The following is an 18,004-nucleotide window of genomic DNA, read 5'->3' as shown; positions in this document are numbered from 1 at the left end:
AGCTCCAGACAGGTGGAGCGAAGAATGGGGTGGTGCATCACGGTGAAGCTCCCGGCCGGTGTAGTACCCATGACCACGCATCTCCCCGGCCGTTGCGGAGATCACGTGGTCAAAGGTCTTGCCAGGCTAGTCTGCTGGCGACGCCATGGCCTGAAATCCGTCTACGATCTGCTGCGCGTCGGCATAACTGCGTTGAGAACAGCTGAGAAATGCTCATTTACTATTCGTAAACTGCGCTTTCTCCGCTGCTCTCGCCTTGTTCTGCTCTAGCTCGCGAGATCGTCAACTGATTTGGGCCAAGTGTGTTGACGTCGCCCCCGTTCGCGGAACGGTCGGCTACTCCCCAATGACGCCGCGCATTTTAGCGGATCGGCCGCGCAGCTCAACCCATGGCTTACCAGGTATCGATCAGTGGACGCTTTTTCCCCTGGCGCTGCGCCGGACGTGGCGTCGAAGCCAGCCCGCGGAGCAGCCAGCGACGGGTGTCGGCCGGGTCGATGACGTCGTCGATCTCCAGGTAGCTCGCCATATTCAGGCCCTTGCCGTTGCGGTAGGCCGCGGCGACCAGCTTGTCGAACAGCGCCTGGCGCTCCTGCGCATCTTCCACGGCAGCCAGTTCCTTGGCGTAACCGAGACGGATAGCACCTTCCAGGCCCATGGCGCCGAATTCGCCGCTGGGCCAGGCCACGGTGAACAGCGCCGCGTGGAAGCTGCCGGCGGCCATGGCCTGTGCGCCGAGGCCGTAGCCTTTGCGCAGCACGACGGTGAAGACGGGCACCGTAAGGCTGGCGGCAGTGACGAACATGCGCGAAACGTGGCGCACGGTGGCGGTCTTTTCCGCCTCCGGGCCGACCATGAAGCCGGGGGTGTCGCACAGCGAGATGATCGGCAGGTCGAAGGCATCGCACAACTGCATGAAGCGCGCGGCCTTGTCGCCGGCCTCGGCATCGATGGCGCCGCCCAGGTGCATGGGGTTGTTGGCGATCAGGCCGAAGGGTTTGCCTTCGATGCGCACCAGCGCGGTGATCATTCCGGCGGCGAAGCCACGGCGCAGCTCCAGCACCGAGCCACTGTCCGCCAATTGTTCGATGACCTGGCGGATGTCGTAGACGCGCAGACGATTCTCCGGCACCGCATGGCGCAGCAGGCGCTGGTCGGCGCACTGCCAGTCGGTGATGTCACCCTGGAAGTAGGCGAGGTACTGGCGGGCGATACGGGTGGCTTCGGCTTCATCTTCCACCAGCACGTCGATCACCCCGTTGGCGCTCTGCACGTCGCTGGGGCCGACTTCCTCGGGGGAGAATTTGCCCAGGCCGCCGCCTTCGATCATGGCCGGGCCGGCCATCCCCAGGCTGGTGTCGCGGGTGGCGATGATCACGTCGCAGCAGCCGAGCAGGGCGGCGTTGCCGGCGAAGCAGCGTCCGGAGACCACGCCCACCAGCGGCACCAGCCCGGAGAGCCGCGCCAGGCCGACGAAGCTCATGTTGTCCAGCCCGGCCACGCCGACGAAGTCGGTATCGCCGGGGCGCCCTCCGCCGCCTTCGGCGTAGAGCACCAGCGGGATGCGCCATTGCTCGGCAAGGTGCAGCATGCGGTCGGTCTTCTTGTGGTTCATCACCCCCTGGGTACCGGCGAACACCGTGTAGTCGTAGGCCAGCACCAGGCAACGGGCCTTCTCGTCGCCGAATTGCGCGGCGTTGATACTGCCCAGGCCGCTGACCAGGCCGTCGGCGGGGCTGCTGGCGATCAATTCCTCGACGCTGCGGCGACGACGCTGGGCGGCGATGGCCAATGCGCCGTATTCGATGAAGCTGCCTTCATCGAGCAGGTCGGCGAGGTTTTCGCGCGTGGTGCGCTTGCCGTTTCGGTGGCGCTTGGCGACAGCGTCCGAGCGGCGCTCGTCGAGGCCGATGGCGTGGCGTTCGATGACTTCCGCGAGGTCCGCGCGGATGGCGTCGAGAGCGATGGCGGCGCTGCTTTCGTGGTCCTGCGCTTCGATGTCGGCCGGCTCAACGAACAGCAGCGCTTCGCCTTCGCCGAGGCTATCGCCGGGGGTGGCAGCCAGGCTATGGACGATGCCGCTGGCGCCGGCCTTTACCTCGAACTCCATCTTCATCGCCTCGACCACGGCGATGGTCTGGCCTAGGGCGACGGCGTCGCCGGGAGCCACCTGCAGGCTGACGAGGACTCCCGCACTGGGCGTGGCCAGCGGAACGCAGCCGGTGGGGGCTTCACTCGCGCGCTGGGCTTGCGGCGCAGCGCTGGCGTGGCTGAAAAATCGGTGCGGGTGGGTGTGGTCCTGCGCATCGAGCAGCGCCGGCAGGTGTTCTTCGATATAGCGCGTGGTGACCTGGTTGTCCGCCACTGCAGGATGGCGCAGCAGGTTGAGCAGCAGCGGAATATTGCTCGCCACACCTTCGAGGCGGAATTCGCAGAGGGCGCGGTAGGCGCGCTGCACCAGCTGTGGATAACCGCTGCTGCCGTGGACGATCAGCTTGGCCAGCAGCGAGTCGTAACCGGCGCTGTTGCGGTAGCCGGCGTAACCGTAGCCGTCCACGCGCAGGCCGGGGCCGCTGGGTGGTTCGTAAGCGCTGAGGGTGCCGCAGGCCAGATGCGGTGTGCCATCGCTGGCGAGGCTTTCCAGGTTGATCCGCAGTTGCAGGGCGTGGCCGCGCGGCGCGGGAATCTCGGCCTGAGTCAGGTTCAGCTCGGCGAGGCTGGCGCCGGCGGCGATGCGCAGTTGCGCCTGTACCAGGTCGATGCCGGTGACCGCTTCGGTGACGGTGTGTTCCACCTGCAGGCGCGGGTTGGCTTCCATGAACACGAAGTCGCCGCTGTCCTCGTCCAGGAGGAATTCGAAGGTGCCCAGCCCGCGATATTTCACTGCCTCGGCCAGGCGCACGGCGGCGGCGAGGATGGCGCCGCGCAGGCGTGGGTGCAGGTTGGGGCTCGGGGCGATCTCCAGCAGCTTCTGGTTGCGTCGCTGCAGGGTACAGTCGCGTTCCCACAGGTGGCTGACGCTGCGGCCGTCGCCGATCACCTGCACTTCGATGTGTCGGGCGCGCTGGATCAGGCGCTCGACGTAGAGGCGATCATCGCCGAAGGCCGCGCGGGCTTCGGCCTGACAGCGGGTGTAGGCGTCGGGGATTTCCTCGCCGCTGCGCACCGCGCGCATGCCGCGGCCACCGCCGCCGGCCAGTGCCTTGATCATCATTCCGGCGCCGGCGGGCAGTTCGCGGAAGAAGCGCTCGGCGTCTTGCTGCGAAGTGGCGTGATTGCTGCCGGCGACCAGTGCTACACCGTGGTCGCGGGCGAGATCGCGGGCGCGGGCCTTGTCGCCGAAGGCCTCCAGCACGTCTGCCGATGGGCCGACGAAGGTCAGGCCGGCGGCTTCGCAGCGGCGGGCGAAGTCGGCGTTCTCGGAGAGGAAGCCGTAACCGGGGTGCACCGCGTCGCAGCCTTGGGCCAGGGCGATGTCGATGATCTGTTGCTGATCGAGGTAGGCGCTGGCACCGCGTCCCTTGAGGGCAGCAGCCTGGTCGGTCTGGCGAGTGTGCAACGAGGCGGCGTCGTCTTCGGCGAAGATCGCCAGCGTGTGGATACCCAGCTCGGCGGCGGCGCGGGCAATGCGGATGGCGATTTCGCCACGGTTGGCGATGAGCAAGCGGGAGACGGGCATGGCGATTCCGTTGTGATTCTTGTGATCGGGAATCGCACCATCTTAGGGAGCGGCGGAGTCGGGGGAACGAACTGCGGCCTCGCGAATGGCGCAGGCTTCGCCGCCGTTATGGGCGGCGACCGGCGCAGTGGCCGGTCACCGCGACCGGGGTCACCCGTTGGCTCCGCCGTCGCCGGCGTTGTCCTTGAGCAGCTTCAGGGCTTTTTCGGTGTGCGCGATGCATTCCTTGGTGTTGCCGGCGGCCTGGGCCTGGGCGGCCTTTTCCTGCAGGCGCATCGCCTGTTCCTGGGCCTGGGTGTTGTTGGTGGTGGTTTTCACCGCGTCGTCGACTTTCTGCAGGTTGGTGCTGCACAGGTCGTCAGCAAAGGCCGGCGAGGCCAGCAGGGCGGCGGTGATGAGCAGGGCGGCGCGTTTCATGGCAGTTCTCCTGTCACGTTGGACCGATGGTCGGCGGCCCGGAAAGGCCGGCCGTACAGGGTGGACTGCGGTTTTTTACGCGGGGTTCAGAGTATTTGGCCGGTTGTTGTCGGGAGTTCGACGCAAACGCCAAGGCCTGCGCCTTCCAGCCCTTCGTGCAGGCTGATGCGCCCGCGGTGGATTTCCACGATGCGCTTGACGATGGGCAGGCCCAGCCCGCTGCCGCTGCTGCTGGCGACGCTGGGGCTGCGGTAGAAGCGGGTGAAGATCGCCGCGCGCTCGGCGGGGGCGACGCCGGGGCCGTTGTCGCGGACCCAGAGCGTCAGACGGTCGCTGCTGGTTTCCAGGGTGACGGAAACGCGGCCGCCTTCGGGGGTGTAGCGCAAGGCATTGCCGACCAGGTTGGTGAGCATCACCCCGAGCCAGGCGGCGACGCCTGGCAGGGTGGCTTCCTGGCTGTCGAGAGTCAGGTCGATCTGCTTGTCGATGGCCTGGGGCGCGAGGTCGGCGATGGTGTCTTCGGCCAGCAGGCGCAGGTCCACGGGGGCGAAGATCTCGTGCAGTTCTTCGGCGTCCAGACGGGCCAGGAGGAGAATCTGCTCCATCAGCGCGCTGATCCGCTCGACACTGCGGCTGACCTGTTGCAGGCCATGGGCGTGGGCTGCAGGGTCGGAAGAGCGCAGCGCTACCTGGGCGTGGGTGCGCAGGCTCGCCAATGGTGTGCGGATTTCGTGGGCGGCATCGCTGGTCAGCCGGCGTTCGGCCTCCATCGCCGAGTTCAGGCGCTCCAGCAGCAGGTTCAGTTCGTTGACCAGGCTGTGTACCTCCACTGGCGCCCGGCTCAAGGCCAGTGGGTGCAGACTGTGGGCGCTGCGCTGGTGCACCTGCTCGATCAGGCTGCGCAAGGGAGCCAGACCCTGGCGCACGCCGAACCACACCAGCACACCGATCAGCGGCAGCGCCAGCAATAGCGGGAACAGAGCGCTGAACAGCAAGAGGTGCAGCGTCTTGTGGCGGTAATGCAGGTTCTCGAAGACCCAGATGCGCACTTCGTCGGCGCCCGGCGTGGCCATCTGCAGTACACGCCAGTTGACGTCGCCGCTGAGCAGGTCGGAGAAGCCCGGCGGTTGTGCCTCGATGCCGTTCGGGGGCTTGTGCGTGGCGAGCAGCGGTTGGCCGCGATACCAGATAGCGTAGCCAAGTGAGGCTTCGCGGCGAAGCAGCGGCAGCCCTTCGATGGCTTTGCGGCTGCGCGCGAGGATTTCCATGGCGTCGCTGGACTGCGGATCGATGGCGTCGGCGATGTCCACCAGGCTCAGGGCGGCCTGGCCGAAGTCGATCATGTCCTGGTCGTAGAGGCGGTTCACCTGTTCGCGGGTCAACTGATAGGTGAACAGCCCGGCCACCAGCCACAGCAGGGAAACGCCGCCGATCAGCATCAGCAGCAGGCGCCGGCTGATGGAGCCGGCGCGGCGCGGCGTGCCGCTCAAGGTTGGGTGGCGCCTTCGGGGCGGTCGATTCCGTAGCCGATGCCGCGCACGGTGCGGATCAGGCTGTTGCCCAGTTTGCGCCGCAGGTGGTGAATGTGGACTTCGATGGCGTTGCTCTCCAGGTCACCGTCCCAGCCGTAGAGGGCTTCCACCAGTCGCGCACGGGACAGCACCTTGCCGCGTTGCTCCAGCAGCAGGCGTAGCAGCGCGTATTCGCGCGGGGCCAGATCGACCGGTGCGCCCGCCAGGCTGACCTGGTGGGTGGCCGGGTCCAGTGAGAGTTCACCATGTTTCAGCAGCGGTGCGGCGCGCCCGGTATGGCGACGGGTGAGGGCGCGGACGCGGGCCAGCAGCTCGTCGAGGTCGAAGGGTTTGGTCAGGTAGTCGTCGGCGCCGGCGTCCAGGCCTGCCACGCGATCAGCCACCTTGTCGCGGGCGGTGAGGATCAGGACCGGCGTCAGGTCGCCGCGCCGACGCAGGCTGCGCAGCACCTCCAGACCGTCCTTGCGCGGCAGGCCAAGGTCGAGCACCAGCAGGTCGAACTCGTCGGTTTCCAGCGCCTGCTCGGCGGCGACACCGTCGTTCACCCAGTCCACGGTGTCGCCTTCCAGCCCCAGCCCCGCGCGAATGCCATCGCCCAGCAACTGGTCGTCTTCCGCCAACAGGATTCTCATCTTCGCTCCCTTATCGCGCAGCGCCGCCGCGGCCATCCCGAGCAGGATAGCCGCCGCGGCGGTTTTGCGGCAGAGGGTGACAGCGCCGGCTTAACAGGGCGTTAACAAGGGGATGACGCCGTGGGCTGGGGTCGAGCGCGGACAGAGTCCGCTCCCTCGTTGGCCGGGGGCCGGCAGGAGCCAGCCATGTTCGCGACCCACCAGCGTTAGAGAGGGCGCGCCCGAGTCACGCGGTCCACCAGATAGACCACCCCGCGATAGTCGATGCCGCCGTGGGCGGACAAGCCGATTTCGCAGGTGCGGCTGGTGGAGACGCCTTCCTCGCAGTACTGCACCGCGTCCTTGAGCGTGCGCAGCGAGTGGGCGTTGAGCTCGGGCGTGGTGAAGCCCTTGTCGCCAGCGAAGCCACAGCAGTGGATGCCCTCGGGGATCACGACTTCGCGGGTGCAGCGCTTGACCAGCTCGATCAGCGCCTGGCTTTCGCCCAGGTGCTGGGTGCTGCAGGTGACATGCACGGCCACCGGCTTGTCCTGCGGCTGGAAGTCCAGGCGCTCGACCAGGTGGGTGCGGATGAACTTCACCGGGTCGTAGATCTTCAACCGGTCGTCCGCCAGGTCCTGCACCAGGCGCAGGGTGCAGGGGCTGGTGTCGCAGTAGATCGGATCGAGGCCGCCACGGCTGGCGCGCAGCAGCTCGGCGAGCAGCTCGTCGCGCTTGGCGTCAGCCTGCTGCTGGTAGCCCTTGGAGGCGAAAGGCTGGCCGCAGCAGAGGTTGTCGGCGTTGTCCGGGAAGATCACCTGATAGCCGGCTTTCTCCAGCAACTGACGAGTCTTGTCGATCAGCGGCATCTGTTCCTCGTCCGCCGCCGCCGGACCCATGGCGCGGGACACGCAGGCAGTCAGGTAGACCACGCGTGGGCGGCTGTCATCGAGTGTGCGCGGCGCTGCTGCGAGGCGCACCGGTTGCGGCATTGCCGGCGTCCACTGCGGCACACGGCCCTTGCTGGCGTGGCTCAGGGAGGCGCTGAGGCGGGCCAGGCGAGGCGCACCGAGCAGCATGCGCGCACCGTTGGCCGCATGCAGCATGAACTTCGTGCCCTTGATGGCGGTTGAGAAGTTGCGTGCCAGCCAGGTGGCAGTACCGGCGTGGTGCGCCTCTTCGCCGCGCAACTTCCTGATCAGCTCGCCGGTGTTGATGTTCACCGGGCAGCGCTGGGCGCACAGACCGGTGGCGGCGCAGGTGTCGATGCCCTGGTACTGGTAGTCGCGCTCCAGTTCGGTGGTGTCGATGCCGGCGCGGCGCTTGGCCTGGATGTCGCGCCACATCACGATGCGCTGGCGCGGGCTCAGGGTCAGCCCCTTGGACGGGCAGACCGGCTCGCAGAAGCCGCATTCGATGCACTTGTCGACGATCTCGTCGGCGGCCGGCAGCGGCTTGAGGTTCTTCAGGTGCAGCTGCGGGTCGTCGGTCAGCACCACGCCGGGATTGAGGATGCCAGTGGGGTCGAGGAGGCGCTTGAGTTGCCACATCAGCTGGTAGGCGTCATGGCCCCACTCCAGCTCGACGAAGGGCGCCATGTTGCGCCCAGTGCCGTGTTCGGCCTTCAGCGAGCCGCCGTACTCCACGGCGACCAAGTGCGCGACGTCGTCCATGAAGGCCGAGTAGCGGGTGATCTGTTCGGGGGACTCGAAGCCCTGGGTGAAGACGAAGTGCAGGTTCCCCTCCAGCGCGTGGCCGAACAGGATGGCTTCGTCGTAGCCGTGCTTGTCGAACAGCCCGATCAGGCGGTTCACGCCCTCGGCGAGCTGTTCGACGGGGAAGGTGACGTCCTCGATGATCACCGTGGTGCCAGTCTCACGCACCGCGCCGACGGCCGGGAAGGTGTCCTTGCGAATGCGCCAGAGCTGGTTGTAGACGACCGGGTCTTCGCTGAAGTCGACCTGCTTCTCAACCGGGTAATCGGCGATGGAGGCCATGATTTGTTCAAGCTGTTCGTGCAGTAGCGACTGGGTCGCCGCGCGGGATTCGATGAGCAGCGCGCAGGCGCCTTCGGAGAGGCTCTTCACCCATACCGGCATGCCTTGCATGTTTTCCACCGAGCGCAGGCTGCGGCGGTCCAGCAGCTCCACGGCGGAGACCGGTTGCTGCTTGAGCACGGTCACGGCCTTGCAGCAGGTTTCCACGTCGGGGAAGACGATCAGCGCGCTGGCCTTGTGCGGGTGATCCGGCACGGTGTCGTAGGTCACTGCGCTGATGAAGCCCAGGGTGCCCTCGGAGCCGACCATCAGGTGGGTGAGGATATCCAGCGGCTCGTCGTAATCGACCAGCGCATTGAGTGACAGCCCGGTGGTGTTCTTCAGGCGGTACTTGTGGCGGATTTTCGCGGCCAGCGAGGGGTTGGCGCGGGTCTGTCGGCCCAGTTCGGCGAGCTGCTCGAGCAACGCGCCGTGGCTTTCGCGGAAGGCGGCGATGCTCCCGGGCAACTCGCTGTCCAGCAGGGTGCCATCGGCCAGCAGCAGGCGCATGCCGGCGAGGGTGTGGTAGCTGTTCTGCGCCGTTCCGCAGCACATGCCGCTGGCATTGTTGGCGACGATGCCGCCGATCTTGCAGGCGTTGATCGAGGCCGGGTCCGGGCCGATCTTGCGGCCGAAAGGCGCCAGCCAGGCGTTGGCCTGGGCACCGATGACGCCGGGCTGCAGGCGGATCTGCGTGCCGCCTTCGCGAATGTCGCGGCCATTCCAGTTGTCACCCAGCACCAGCAGTACCGAGTCGCTCACGGCCTGGCCGGAGAGGCTGGTGCCGGCAGCTCGGAAGGTCACTGCGACCTGGTGGGCGTGGGCGGATTTGAGCAGCGTGGCGACTTCATCCTCGCTCTCGACGCGGATCACCAGCTTGGGGATCAGCCGATAGAAGCTGGCATCGGTGCCGAAGGCCAGGGTCGAGAGCGGGTCGTCGAAACGGCGTTCGCGGGGAATCAGGTGTTCTACCGTATCGAGGAAGGCGGCGGGGAGGCTCATGGCAGCTCCATTCATCATCGGTGAGCGTGGGCCGCTGGACGGCCCATCGGTGTTCTTTTTTTGCGTACACAAGGTGCGCTTTTTGCCGGGATGCTCCCAGGCTACCGCTCTCGTAGGGTGTATAACGCGCCAGCGTCATACACCACAGGAACGTCGCATAGCCCGTTCCAGGTTATGCGCGCTACGAAGAGCGATTACGCGCCCAGTTCGCGCACCAGCGAATCACGGGTGATCTCGCCGATGGTCTTGGTGCCAGTGAGCACCATGGCCACGCGCATTTCCTTCTCGAACAGGTCCAGCAAGTTCTTCACGCCGGCCTCGCCGTGGGTGGCCAGGGCGTAGAGGAAGGCGCGGCCAATGAGCACAGTGTCCGCGCCCAGGGCGATCATGCGCACCACATCCAGGCCGTTGCGGATGCCCGAGTCGGCGAGGATCTTCAGGTCGCCTTTCACCGCATCGGCAATCGCCGGCAGAGCGCGGGCGCTGGAGAGCACGCCGTCGAGCTGGCGGCCGCCGTGGTTGGAGACGACGATGCCGTCGGCGCCGAATTTCACCGCGTCCTTGGCATCTTCCGGATCGAGGATGCCCTTGATGATCATCGGGCCGTCCCAGAACTCGCGGATCCACTCCAGGTCCTTCCAGGAAATCGACGGGTCGAAGTTGGCGCCCAGCCAGCCGATATAGTCGGCAAGGCCGGTGGGGTTGCCGCGGTACTTGGAGATGTTGCCCAGATCATGGGGCTTGCCCAGCAGGCCGACGTCCAGCGCCCAGGCCGGGTGGGTCATGGCCTGCCAGACACGGCGCAGCGGCGCGTTCGGGCCGCTCATGCCGGAGTGGGCGTCGCGGTAGCGGGCGCCGGGCACCGGCATGTCGACGGTGAACACCAGGGTCTTCACACCGGCGGCCTTGGCGCGCTCCAGCGCGTTGCGCATGAAGCCGCGGTCCTTGAGCACGTAGAGCTGGAACCACATGGGGCGGTCGATGGCCGGGGCGACTTCCTCGATAGGGCAGACCGACACCGTGGACAGCGTGAAGGGAATGCCTTTGGCGGCCGCTGCGCGGGCTGCCTGTACTTCACCGCGCCGGGCGTACATGCCGGTCAGGCCGACCGGGGCCAGGGCGATGGGCATGCTCAACGTCTCGTCGAACAGCTTCGTCTCCAGGCTCAGTTCGGACATGTTCTTCAGCACGCGCTGGCGCAGGGCGATGCTGGCCAGGTCGTCGACGTTGTTGCGCAGGGTGCGCTCGGCGTAGGCGCCACCGTCGGCGTAGTGGAAGAGGAACGGCGGCAGCTTGCGTTGGGCCGCGGGGCGGTAGTCGGTAGAGGCAGAAATGATCATGGGCGTCCCATCGTTGAAGGTCTGTCGATTAAGGCGTCACGGTGACGGCAGGAACCCTGAACAAGCTAGACGCTTTGCCGGGCTTGTTGCAGCTATCGCGTGGCGCCTGGGCCGGCCGCCCCGCCGTTCTGTCTGTGAACGACGGGGCGGCGATGACTCCCTTAATGCACGAGCATGCCGGTGAAGATGTACGCCTGCGCGAGGGTGATCAGGCCCACCATGGCGGCGAACATCAGGCTGTGCTTGAGGGTGAAACGGAACAGGTCGGACTCCTTGCCGACCATGCCGGTGGCGGCGCAGGCCACGGCAATGGACTGCGGCGAGATCATCTTGCCGGTCACGCCACCGCTGGTGTTCGCCGCGACCAGGAGGGTGTCGTTGACGCCGATCTGGTGCGCGGTGGTGGCTTGCAGCGAGCTGAACAGCGCGTTGGAGGAGGTATCCGAACCGGTGAGGAACACGCCCAGCCAGCCGAGGAAAGGCGAGAAGAACGGGAACGCTGCGCCGGTGCCGGCCAGGACCAGCGCCAGGGTGGTGGACATGCCCGAGTAGTTGGTGACGAAGGCGAAGGCCAGCACCATGCCGATGGAGAGAATCGGCCACTTCAGCTCAAGCAGGGTTTCCTTGAAGGTGGTCAGACCAGTTTTCGCAGTGATCCGCAGAACAAGCATCGAGATCACGGCGGAGAGGAAGATCGCGGTGCCGGTGGCGGAAATCGGGTCCAGCTTGAACACCGCGGCAATCGGCGTCGGGTTGGCGACGATGGGGGCGGTTTTCACCACCAGCTGGTCCAGGTGCGGGATGGAGAAGTTGAACACCAGGCTATACAGCGCGCCGCCCGGGGCAAACAACGCCTTGAACGGCTTCAGGGTCCAGAGGGTGACCAGTACGGTCAGTATCAGGAAGGGCGACCAGGCTTTGAGGATTTCGCCGAAGCTGTAGGGCGACGGTTCGGTACTGCGAGCGCCGTTGCCGCTGCCCATGACCGCCGCGCCACCTGCGTTAGCGACCACTGCACGCTCGCTGGCCGGCTGCCAGACCTTGAGGAACAGGGTCAGGGAAATCAGGCTGACCAGCGCGGAGGTGATGTCCGGCAGCTCCGGGCCGATGAAGTTGGAGGTGAAGTACTGAGTGATGGCGAAGCTGCCCCCGGCGACCAGGGCGGCCGGCCAGGTTTCCTTCACGCCCTTGAGGCCGTCCATCATGAACACCAGCCAGAACGGTACGAGGATCGACAGGAACGGCAGTTGGCGGCCGGTCATGGCGCCGATCTTGAAGGCGTCGATACCGGTGACCTGGCCGGCCACGATGATCGGGATGCCCAGGGCGCCGAAGGCCACCGGCGCGGTGTTGGCGATCAGGCACAGGCCGGCAGCGTACAGCGGGTTGAAGCCCAGGCCGACGAGTAGGGCGGCAGTGATTGCCACCGGTGCGCCGAAGCCCGCCGCACCTTCAAGGAACGCGCCGAAGGAGAAGCCAATCAGCAGCACCTGCAGGCGCTGGTCGCCGGTGATCGACAGCACCGAGCTGCGGATCACTTCGAACTGGCCGCTCTTGACCGTGAGTTTGTAGAGGAACACCGCCGCGACGATGATCCAGGCGATCGGCCACAGTCCGTAGGCGAAGCCATAGCCGGCAGCGGCGATGGCCATGTCGGCGGGCATGCCGAAGGCGGCAATGGCGATGATGACGGAAAGGGCGAGGGTGATGCTGCCGGCGACGTGGCCCTTGAGGCGGAACACGGCGAGGGCGAGGAAGAAGAACACGATCGGGATGACGGCGACCAGCGCGGACAGGCCGAGGCTGCCGAGCGGGGTATAGATCTGCTGCCAGGTTTGCATCTGTGTTGGCTCCCTAATTGTTTTTGGGTGGAGGGCCTGGTTGCCGGTCGGGCGATTCCGGTGCGCTTGTGGCGCGTGGGCAGACGGTCGACTGATCGCGGCTTTATGTTGTGGTGCAATCCAGCTTGCGGTAAATTGGTATTACCAATTTACAAGGCTGAGCGCTCAGGGTAAAAGCCCTGCTGGCGACGTGTCAATTTACTGCTCTGCGACTTTTGTCGAGGGCGCTCGGGAACGTGAGCTGGTCTTGTTGCCGGCGGCGCCACTGGGTAGGCTGCCGCGCGCTGTGCAGAGCGCGTCTGGAGCGCGGCTCAGAGTGAGAGAGCGAGGGGGCACGAAGATGAGTTTTGGTCAGGTCAAGCAGCGCCGTTTGTCGGACGACATCGTCGAGCGGCTGGAAGCGATGATCCTCGAGGGCACTCTCAAGGCTGGCGAGCGCTTGCCCGCCGAGCGCGTGCTGGCCGAGCAGTTCGGCGTGTCGCGGCCCTCACTGCGCGAGGCGATCCAGAAGCTCGGCGCCAAGGGGCTGCTGGTCAGTCGCCAGGGCGGAGGCAACTATGTCAGCGAGGGGTTGGGCTCCATGTTCAGCGATCCGCTGCTGCACCTGCTGGAAAGCAATCCGGAGGCACAGCGCGATCTGCTGGAGTTCCGCCACACCCTGGAAGGCTCCTGCGCCTATTACGCGGCGTTGCGAGCGACCGAGGTGGATCACCAGCGCCTGAAGCAGTCCTTCGATACGCTGCAGGATTGCTATCTGCGGGTGGGCAAGGTCAGTCGTGCGGAGGAGGGGGCGGCGGACGCGGCGTTCCATCTGGCCATCGCCGAGGCCAGCCACAACGCCGTGCTGCTGCACACCATTCGTGGCCTGTTCGATTTGCTCAAGCGCAATGTGGTGACCAATATCGGCGGGATGTACGCACAGCGTGACGAGACGCGCGAGCAACTGATGCGTCAGCACCGCGAGTTGTACGAGGCGATTATTGGCGGGCACGCGGAAGCGGCGCGGGAGATTTCCCAGCGGCATATCGACTACGTGCAGGAAGTGCTGGCCGAGGTGCAGGCGAAGGAATTGCGCCTGCAACGCGCGCAGCGACGCCAGGGCGCGGTGGACGCCTGACCGGCAACACGCCCTCGCAGGAGGGCGCTTGGAGGCTCAGTCGTCCTTGCCGTGACGAATGGCGCGCTGGATTTCCCGGTCGGAGTCGCGCTCCTTCTCGGTGCCGCGCTTGTCGTACTCTTTCTTGCCCTTGGCCAGTGCGATCTCGCACTTGATCAGGTGCTTCTTCCAGTACATCGACAGCGCAACGCAGGCGTAGCCCTTCTGCTGCACGGCGCCGAACAGCTTGCCCAGCTCGCGCTTGTGCAGCAGCAGCTTGCGCGTGCGCACCGGGTCGGCGATGACGTGGGTGCTGGCAGTGGTCAGCGGCGTGATGTGACTGCCGAGCAGCCAGGCCTCGCCATCCTTGAGCAGCACGTAGCTGTCCACCAGCTGCGCCTTGCCGGCGCGCAGGCTTTTCACTTCCCAGCCGGCCAGGGCGATGCCTGCCTCGAAGCGCTGCTCGATGAAGTAGTCGTGCAGAGCCTTCTTGTTCTGCGCGATGGTCCCCGAAGGGTGTTTCTTCTGTTTAGCCATAGGCCGCGCATTATAGGGAGTCACTCGCCGCGCCGCTATCGGGACAGCATGCGACGGCATGCAAGCTTGAGGGTGCGTGGCTAATCTCGGAGAATGCGCGCTGTTTTTTTGATCAGAGGGCGCTGCTGTCCGGTCAGATGTCGGTCAGATGCCCCACAACACAAAGCGAGAAATCTATGAGCACGCATATCCAGCGTTCGGCCCTGCTGCCCTATCCGGCGAAGGCGCTGTACGACCTGGTCAACGATGTGGCGCGCTACCCGGAGTTCCTGCCCTGGTGTTCGGCTTCCACCGTACTGGCGGAAAGCGATACGGCCATGCGCGCCGAGCTGACCGTGGCCAAGGGCAGCATTACCCAGCGCTTCACCACCCGTAACGTGCTGGTGCCGGGGCAGAGCATCGAGATGAACCTCGAGGAGGGGCCGTTCACCCAGCTGCATGGCGTGTGGACCTTCAAGGCGCTGGGTGACAAGGCCTGCAAGATTTCCCTGGACCTGACCTTCGACTACGCCGGAGCGCTGGTGAAAGCCACGCTCGGCCCGCTGTTCACCCAGGCAGCGAACACCATGGTCGACGCCTTCTGCCAGCGTGCCAAGCAGCTGCATGGTTGAATCCGCGAGTATCGCCATCGAGGTGGTCTATGCCTTGCCGGAAAAGCAGATGCTGCTGCGCCTGAGTGTTCCCCGTGGCACTCGGATGCGCGAGGCGGTGGCGCTGTCGGATATTTCCGCTCATTTTCCCGATCTGGATGTGCAGAGCTGTCCGCTGGGCATCTTCGGCAAGGTAGTGGCCAGGCCCGACGAGCGCGTGCTGGAAGAAGGGGAGCGGGTAGAAATCTATCGCCCGCTGATCGCCGATCCCAAGGAAGTGCGCAAGCACCGCGCGGCGAGAGCCAAGGCGGCGCGCGGCTGATACTTCGGTGATGAAACCACGGCCAACAAAAAAGCCCGGCATTGGCCGGGCTTTTTTGTTGGCACGAATCCCTTACTGCGGATTCTTGTCCAGCGGTTCCGGAGTCGGGATCGGTACGGTTTCCACCTGATCGACTTCCTTCTGGATCTGCTCTTCCACGGAGCCGGGCTTGGCCGGTTGCTCCTTGGGTTGCTCGGGCTGCTGCTGAGGCGCTTCCGGGGCCAGTGGCGGGGTGACGCCGTCCTTGCCGAGGATCGATTCGTCGCGACTGACGCCAGGCATGAAGTCACCGTTCAGGCCGACCAACTGGTCGTTCTGGCCGAAATACAGGCTCATCCGCTCCTGCTGGCGCTGACCGCCGCCGGGCTGGATGCTGTACAGGTAATCCCAGCGATTGGGGTGGAAAGTATCCACGATCAACGGGTTGCCCATGATAAACCGCACTTGGCGTCGGGTCATTCCGGGCTTCAACTGGTCTATCATATCCTGCGTTACAACGTTGCCCTGCTGGATATCGATCTTGTAGACCCCCGGGAACGAGCAACCGGCGAGTGCGGCGAGTCCCAGCCCGAAAGCGAGACTGGTCAGCATGAGCTTGGCGTTTTGCATCAAGGGGTGACTTCCACTATCTTGGCTGAGCGACGAAATCCCGATCATACCTGTATTGAGGGGTGCTGCGAAGCATTCCGCGGCGAGAAAGCACACATGGTTGAAAATAGCGAACTGCGCAAAGCCGGACTCAAGGTCACGCTGCCGCGCGTCAAGATCCTCCAGATGCTCGACTCCGCCGAGCAGCGCCATATGAGCGCAGAGGATGTTTACAAGGCGCTGATGGAGGCGGGTGAAGACGTTGGTCTGGCCACCGTCTACCGCGTCCTGACCCAGTTCGAAGCCGCCGGCCTGGTGGTGCGCCACAACTTCGACGGCGGCCATGCCGTCTTCGAGCTGGCCGACAGCGGTCACCATGACCACATGGTCTGCGTCGACACCGGCGAAGTCATCGAGTTCATGGACTCTGAAATCGAGAAACGCCAGAAAGAGATCGTCAAGGAGCGCGGCTTCGAGCTCGTCGATCACAACCTGGTGCTCTACGTGCGCAAGAAGAAGTAAGCGTACGCAGATGCAGAAACGGCGACCCTCGGGTCGCCGTTTTCGTTTGTGCTCGCTCCTTCCAAGAAAGGGGTCAATCCTGCACGGCGGAGTCCACCATCTTGCGCGCGTGGGCCAGGGATTCTTTGGTCAGGTCGACGCCGCCGAGCATGCGGGCGACTTCCTCGATGCGTTCGGCTTTTTTCAGGTTGGCCACGGCGGTGCGGGTTTCGCTGGTGTCGCGGTCCTTGTGCACGAACAGGTGCTGGTGGCCCTGTGCGGCGACCTGCGGCAGGTGGGTGACGGTCAGCACCTGGCCGCGATCGCCGAGGCGGCGCAGCAACTGGCCGACCACTTCGGCGGTGGGGCCACCGATGCCGACGTCCACCTCGTCGAAGACCAGGGTGGGAATGCGCGAGGTCTGCGCGGTGATCACCTGGATGGCCAGGCTGATGCGCGACAGCTCACCGCCCGAGGCGACTTTCGCCAGGCCTTTCATGGGTTGGCCGGGGTTGGCGCTGACCAGGAATTCCAGCTGTTCCAGGCCGTTCACCTGAGGCTCATCGGAGGTGGCGTCGCGCAAATCGATGGAGAAGCGGCCCCCAGGCATCCCCAGGCGCTGCATTTCCACTTCCACGGCCTTGGCCAGTTGTGGTGCGGCGGCGCGACGAAGTTGGCTAAGCTCTGCAGCTTTCTCCTGGTAATGACGAGCGTAGGCGGCGAGCTCTTCGCCCAGGCGGTCGACGGCTTCGTCGTCGGCATTCAGCGCTTCCAGCTCGTCCAGCAGGCGTTGTTGCAGATCCTGTAGTTCGTGGGGCTGCACGCGGTGCTTGCGGGCGAGGCTATAGATAGCATCCATGCGCTCTTCCAGCTGCTGCAGGCGCAGGGGGTCGGCGTCGAAGTGGTCGACGAAACGGTTCAGTTCGCCGATAGCTTCCTCCACCTGTATTTGCGCGCTGGACAGCAGGTTCACCGCTTCGCTCAAGGCGATTGGCTGGCTCTGGAAGGCGGTGAGCCGATTGAGACTGGAAGTCAGCGCCGACAGCACATTGCCGGCGTCGTTTTCGCTGCACAGTTCGACCACCTGGCGGCAGGCGGCGATCAGGCTGCCGGCGTTGCTCTGGGTCTTGTGTTCGGCTTCCAGAGCCTCCAGTTCATTGTCACCCAGGCCGAGATTCTCCAGTTCTTCCAGCTGATAGCTGAGCAACTGATGACGAGCGCGCTGTTCGTCGCCGTTGCGTGACAGGCGGTCCAGTTCCTGGTGGGTCTGCTTCCAGCGTTGCGCGGCGAGGTGCACCTGGCGCGCCAGATCCTGGCTGCCGGCAAATTCGTCGAGCAGGCGGCGGTGGGTATCGGCCTTGAGCAGCGACTGGTGTTCGTGCTGGCTGTGGATGTCGATCAGCAGTTCGCCCAGGTGCTTGAGGTCAGCGAGTGGGCAGGGTGTGCCATTGATGTAGGCGCGGGAGCGACCTTCGGCGGTGATCACCCGGCGCAGGATGCACGGGCCATCCTGTTCCAGGTCGCGCTCTGCGAGCCAGTCGCGGGCTTCGGCAATCGCGCTGACATCGAAGCTGGCGAGAATGTCGGCCTTGTCGCAGCCGGGGCGTACCACGCCGCTGTCGGCACGGTCGCCCAGGGCAAGGCCGAGGGCGTCGAGCATGATCGACTTGCCGGCGCCGGTTTCGCCGGTGATCACGGTCATGCCGGCGGCGAGCTCGAGATCGAGGTGCTCGACGATGGCGTAGTTGTGAACGGACAGATGAACCAACATGGGCGGCGGCTCCGCAAAGATGTCTGTTTATTTATACAGTATTTTTTGCGGCTGGCAATTCTCCCTCGTCGCTTGCTGGTTGGTCCCTGAAGTCCCAGCCCTTGAAGTAAAAAAAAAGCGCCCCATATACACGCCAGAGCC

14 protein-coding genes are annotated in these 18,004 nt (G+C 65.4%); 4 read left to right on the top strand and 10 right to left on the bottom strand.

Features of this window, described 5'->3' with window-relative positions; all coding sequences use genetic code 11:
* Positions 1-394: 394 nt before the first annotated feature.
* From GJV37_RS22015 to GJV37_RS21985, 7 genes are all read right to left on the bottom strand, one after another.
* Positions 395-3,679 (bottom strand): acetyl-CoA carboxylase family protein, encoded by a 3,285-nt coding sequence (locus tag GJV37_RS22015; RefSeq protein WP_193452946.1) that lies wholly within the window; start codon positions 3,677-3,679, stop codon positions 395-397.
* Between the two features lie 150 nt (positions 3,680-3,829).
* Positions 3,830-4,096: a hypothetical protein gene (locus GJV37_RS22010; protein WP_024764813.1), complete on the bottom strand. Its 267-nt coding sequence runs from the start codon at positions 4,094-4,096 to the stop codon at positions 3,830-3,832.
* An 86-nt stretch (positions 4,097-4,182) separates the two neighbouring features.
* Entirely contained in the window at positions 4,183-5,535 is a 1,353-nt protein-coding gene (locus tag GJV37_RS22005; protein ID WP_084358673.1) for a sensor histidine kinase, read from the bottom strand.
* A 47-nt stretch (positions 5,536-5,582) separates the two neighbouring features.
* Entirely contained in the window at positions 5,583-6,260 is a 678-nt protein-coding gene (locus GJV37_RS22000) for a response regulator (RefSeq protein WP_037017122.1), read from the bottom strand.
* A gap of 206 nt (positions 6,261-6,466) precedes the next feature.
* Entirely contained in the window at positions 6,467-9,277 is a 2,811-nt protein-coding gene (locus GJV37_RS21995) for an FAD-binding and (Fe-S)-binding domain-containing protein (protein WP_193452945.1), read from the bottom strand.
* A 194-nt stretch (positions 9,278-9,471) separates the two neighbouring features.
* Entirely contained in the window at positions 9,472-10,617 is a 1,146-nt protein-coding gene (lldD, locus tag GJV37_RS21990) for an FMN-dependent L-lactate dehydrogenase LldD (RefSeq protein ID WP_024764816.1), read from the bottom strand.
* Positions 10,618-10,778: 161 nt separating this feature from the next.
* On the bottom strand, positions 10,779-12,458 hold the full coding sequence (locus GJV37_RS21985; protein WP_170859944.1) for a lactate permease LctP family transporter: 1,680 nt from the start codon (positions 12,456-12,458) through the stop codon (positions 10,779-10,781).
* 340 nt (positions 12,459-12,798) lie between these two features.
* Between GJV37_RS21985 and GJV37_RS21980 the strand changes: the two genes are divergently transcribed.
* On the top strand, positions 12,799-13,575 hold the full coding sequence (locus GJV37_RS21980; protein ID WP_024765303.1) for an FCD domain-containing protein: 777 nt from the start codon (positions 12,799-12,801) through the stop codon (positions 13,573-13,575).
* A gap of 36 nt (positions 13,576-13,611) precedes the next feature.
* Here the strand turns inward: GJV37_RS21980 and smpB are convergent, their stop codons facing one another.
* Entirely contained in the window at positions 13,612-14,091 is a 480-nt protein-coding gene (smpB, locus tag GJV37_RS21975; protein ID WP_024765304.1) for an SsrA-binding protein SmpB, read from the bottom strand.
* Positions 14,092-14,267: 176 nt separating this feature from the next.
* On the opposite strand from smpB, the gene GJV37_RS21970 reads away from it, so the two are divergent.
* Entirely contained in the window at positions 14,268-14,702 is a 435-nt protein-coding gene (locus GJV37_RS21970; RefSeq protein WP_024765305.1) for a type II toxin-antitoxin system RatA family toxin, read from the top strand.
* A complete protein-coding gene (locus tag GJV37_RS21965) occupies positions 14,695-15,003 on the top strand; it encodes an RnfH family protein (protein WP_170859945.1) in 309 nt (102 codons plus the stop codon). The genes GJV37_RS21970 and GJV37_RS21965 overlap by 8 nt, the downstream gene beginning before the upstream one ends.
* A 72-nt stretch (positions 15,004-15,075) precedes the next feature.
* Here the strand turns inward: GJV37_RS21965 and GJV37_RS21960 are convergent, their stop codons facing one another.
* Complete coding sequence (locus GJV37_RS21960; RefSeq protein ID WP_024765307.1) at positions 15,076-15,612, bottom strand: outer membrane protein assembly factor BamE; 537 nt, start codon at positions 15,610-15,612, stop codon at positions 15,076-15,078.
* A 96-nt stretch (positions 15,613-15,708) separates the two neighbouring features.
* Between GJV37_RS21960 and fur the strand changes: the two genes are divergently transcribed.
* Positions 15,709-16,113, top strand: a complete 405-nt coding sequence (gene fur / locus GJV37_RS21955; RefSeq protein ID WP_009613072.1) for a ferric iron uptake transcriptional regulator — start codon at positions 15,709-15,711, stop codon at positions 16,111-16,113.
* A 73-nt stretch (positions 16,114-16,186) separates the two neighbouring features.
* Here the strand turns inward: fur and recN are convergent, their stop codons facing one another.
* Positions 16,187-17,863 (bottom strand): DNA repair protein RecN, encoded by a 1,677-nt coding sequence (gene recN, locus GJV37_RS21950; protein WP_170859946.1) that lies wholly within the window; start codon positions 17,861-17,863, stop codon positions 16,187-16,189.
* Between the last annotated feature and the right edge of the window lie 141 nt (positions 17,864-18,004).

It is taken from the genome of Pseudomonas nitroreducens, from assembly GCF_010994165.1.
GTDB classification, from domain to species: domain Bacteria; phylum Pseudomonadota; class Gammaproteobacteria; order Pseudomonadales; family Pseudomonadaceae; genus Pseudomonas; species Pseudomonas nitroreducens.
This window is presented reverse-complemented; position numbering and strand designations above follow the sequence as displayed.